At 67.5% G+C, this 3,388-nt stretch carries 3 protein-coding genes; all 3 read right to left on the reverse strand.

The features are described from left to right. Positions 1 to 1,882, reverse strand: a 1,882-nt coding sequence (locus ACRDUX_RS14800) for a valine--tRNA ligase (RefSeq protein ID WP_526414776.1), incomplete at its 3' end; no start/stop codon positions are given. An 87-nt stretch (positions 1,883 to 1,969) separates the two neighbouring features. Next, positions 1,970 to 2,590 (reverse strand): DUF937 domain-containing protein, encoded by a 621-nt coding sequence (locus ACRDUX_RS14805; RefSeq protein WP_526414777.1) that lies wholly within the window; start codon positions 2,588 to 2,590, stop codon positions 1,970 to 1,972. A gap of 111 nt (positions 2,591 to 2,701) precedes the next feature. After that, positions 2,702 to 3,388, reverse strand: a 687-nt coding sequence (locus ACRDUX_RS14810; protein WP_526414778.1) for a saccharopine dehydrogenase family protein, incomplete at its 5' end; no start/stop codon positions are given.

Genomic DNA, 3,388 nt, shown 5'->3' on the forward strand with positions numbered 1-3,388 from the left:
CGAGCCGGCCGAGGATCCACCGGTCGGCGTCGGTCAGCTCACCGGCCGCGGGCAGCGGCGCCGGGGCGGCACCGTTCATGAGGGCGAACTTGGTGGCGTTGAACAATTTGGTGGCGAAGTTGCGCGACGCGCGGGCGTGGTCCTCGCCCAGGGACAGGTCGCCGCCGGGGCTGGCGCCGCGGGCCAGGGTGAACCGCAACGCGTCGGCGCCGAACTTCTCGACCCAGTCCAGCGGGTCGATACCGTTGCCTTTGGACTTGCTCATCTTGCGGCCGAACTCGTCGCGGATCAGGCCGTGCAGGAACACATTCTGGAACGGCACGGTGCCGGCGTCCACCACGTCGTCACCGGCGACGAAGGTGCCGAACATCATCATCCGGGCCACCCAGAAGAACAGGATGTCGTAGCCGGTGACGAGCACGCTGGTCGGATAGAACTTCTCCAACTCGGGGGTCTTGTCAGGCCAGCCCATCGTCGAGAACGGCCACAGCGCCGAGGAGAACCAGGTGTCGAGCACATCCGGGTCCTGCACCCAGCCCTCGGGCGCGGTCTCGTCGGGCCCCAGGCAGACCTGCTGGCCGTCGGGTCCGTGCCAGATCGGGATGCGGTGGCCCCACCACAGCTGGCGCGAGATGCACCAGTCGTGCATGTTGTCGACCCAGGCGAACCAGCGCGGTTCCAGGCTGGCGGGGTGAATCACGGTGTCGCCGTTGCGCACCGCATCGCCTGCCGCCGTGGCCAGTGACTCGACCTTGACCCACCACTGCAGGGAGAGGCGCGGTTCGATCGGTTCACCGCTGCGCTCGGAGTGGCCGACACTGTGCAGGTACGGGCGCTTCTCCTCGACGATCCGGCCTTGTTCGGCCAGTGCCTCGCGCACCTTCACCCTGGCTTCGAAGCGGTCCATCCCGTCGAATTGAGTTCCGGTATCGGCGATCCTGCCCTTGGCGTCCATGATCGTCGGCATCGGCAGCTGGTGGCGCAGCCCGATCTCGAAGTCGTTCGGATCGTGCGCCGGGGTGACTTTGACTGCACCGGTACCGAATTCGGGGTCGACGTGGGTGTCGGCAACAATGACCATCTCGCGGTCGGTGAACGGGTGCGGCAACGTCTTGCCGACCAAGTCGCGGTAGCGCTCGTCGTCGGGGTGCACCGCTATCGCGGTGTCACCGAGCATCGTCTCCACCCGGGTGGTGGCCACCACGATGTGCGGCTCGTCGTCGTTCATCGACCCGTAGCGGAAGGAGACCAGCTCACCCTCGACCTCTGCGTGGACGACCTCGATGTCCGAGAGTGCCGTCTCCAGCTCGGGCGACCAGTTCACCAGGCGTTCCGCGCGGTAGATCAACCCGGCGTCGTAGAGCCGTTTGAAGATGGTGCGCACCGCCCTGGACAGCCCGTCGTCCATCGTGAAGCGGTCCCGGCTCCAGTCGACGCCGTCACCGAGTCGGCGCATCTGTGCACCGATGGTGCCGCCGGATTCGCGCTTCCAGTCCCACACCTTGTCGATGAACAGTTCCCGGCCGAAGTCTTCCTTCGTCTTGCCGTCCACGGCGAGCTGCTTCTCGACGACGCTTTGGGTGGCGATGCCCGCATGGTCCATCCCCGGCAGCCAGAGCACCTCGTAGCCCTGCATGCGCTTACGACGGGTCAGGGCGTCCATCAGCGTGTGGTCGAGCGCATGGCCCATGTGCAGGCTGCCGGTCACGTTCGGCGGCGGCAGCACGATCGAGTACGGCGGCTTCTCGCTCGAGGCGTCGGCCTGGAAATAGCCCGCATCGACCCAGCCTTGATACAGCTCGGACTCCACCGCAGCCGGATCCCACGACTTGGGTAGGGATTGCACCCCTGGGCTATCTGCGGATTTCGGGCTGACGGTCACCCGGACAGTCTAGGAAGAACTCGCGGGCAGACGTAAAAGGCCCTCGTTCAGACGGAATGAGGGCCTTTTACGCCTGCTCGCGGCTGGCTACTTCTTGCCGCCCAGAAGCCCACCGAGGATGTCCCCGAGTCCCCCGGCGCCCTGGCCGCCTCCCAGCACGCTGCCGAGGATGCTGCCCAGCGGGTTGTTGTTGTTGCCACCGCCGCCACCGGCCGCACCGCTGAGGATGCTGCCCAGGATCTCGCCGATACCGCCGCTCGACGCGGCCTGCGCCTGCGGTTCGGCTGACGCCGCGGGGGCGGATCCCTTCGTCAGCTGCTTACCGATGTAGGCGAGCACGATGGGCGCCAGGATCGGCAGCAGCCTCTTGAGCAGGTCGCCGTTGCCGGCGCCACCGCCCGCCAGGGCCGCAGCGACCTGTCCCGTGTCGTTGCCACCGAAGATCTTGGAGATCGCCTTGGAGCCATCGGTCTCGTCGACCGCATCGACGCTCACGCCGCCGTCGAGCAGTCCGCTGGCGGCATGGGTACTCGCCGCGTTCTCGATGTTGGATGCGTGCCCCGGGTCCTGGGCGTTCTGCTGCAGGCCTCCGAGCAGCAGCGGCACCAGCGTGTGGATCGCGCTGTTCACCTCACCCTCGTCGGCACCGAGCTTGCTTGCAATCTCATTCGTGGGAATCTCGTTGAAGAGTTCGTCGAGACCAGCCATGACCTGTCCACCTTCATCGTTGGAATGCACGAGCGCGATTGCGACACTAGTCCCAGCGATCTCGTGTCACAGGCGTTCCGCTCGACCCGATCGCTACCCCGACGATGCGTCTCAGCCGAGGCGTTCGGTCTCCAGCGTCACACCGGCCGCAGGCAATCGGGCCAGCAGGGCGTCGCCGAGTGCGGCCGCGGGTGTCAACACGCCATGGAGGTCCGAGAGCGCGTCGCGGTCGAGGGCGAGCGCCAGGCCGCACTCCCCAAGCAACACCGCGGTCGCCTTGTAACCGGGGTCGCCCCGCTGCGCCATCGTGGCGCGGTAGCGGGCGCCGGTCGTCGTCGTGGTGTACGTCTCGACGCGGTAGTGGCCGTTCTCGCGGGCGCGTTCGCTCGGGCCAGTTCCCGGCTTGGGCAAGATGCGCTCGAGAAGACCGCGCGGCACCTTGTCGAAGTACCGGCTGCCAAGACCGACGACGGCGGCGTTGACAGCGGTGCCCACCGCCGCGGCGACGGGTGCCACGACCGAGGAACCCACACTCATGTTCTCCGTGTATCGGAACTTGCGGCCGTAGGCCCAACCCAGCAGGGCGTTGCTGCGTCGCACGATGCGTGAGTTCGGCGCGCCCATGGGGAAGGCCCCCGTCCAGATGCCGCCGAGTTCGGCGGCGATCTCGCGGCCTCGCCGCCACGGGGTGTCGGACTGGTGACCGAAGTCGGGCTCGGCGGCCCGGTCCGTGGTCAGGGTGTACGGGTCGTTCATCTCCCGCCGTGCCTCTGGGTCGGCCGACGCGGTGGCCATGAC

This window comes from Mycobacterium sp. (genome assembly GCF_050701675.1).
Lineage (GTDB): Bacteria > Actinomycetota > Actinomycetes > Mycobacteriales > Mycobacteriaceae > Mycobacterium.

Coding starts and splice junctions, on each gene's coding strand:
- ACRDUX_RS14805 (WP_526414777.1), bottom strand. CDS start 2,590: ATGGCTGGTCTCGACGAACTCTTCAACGAGATTCCCACGAATGAGATT.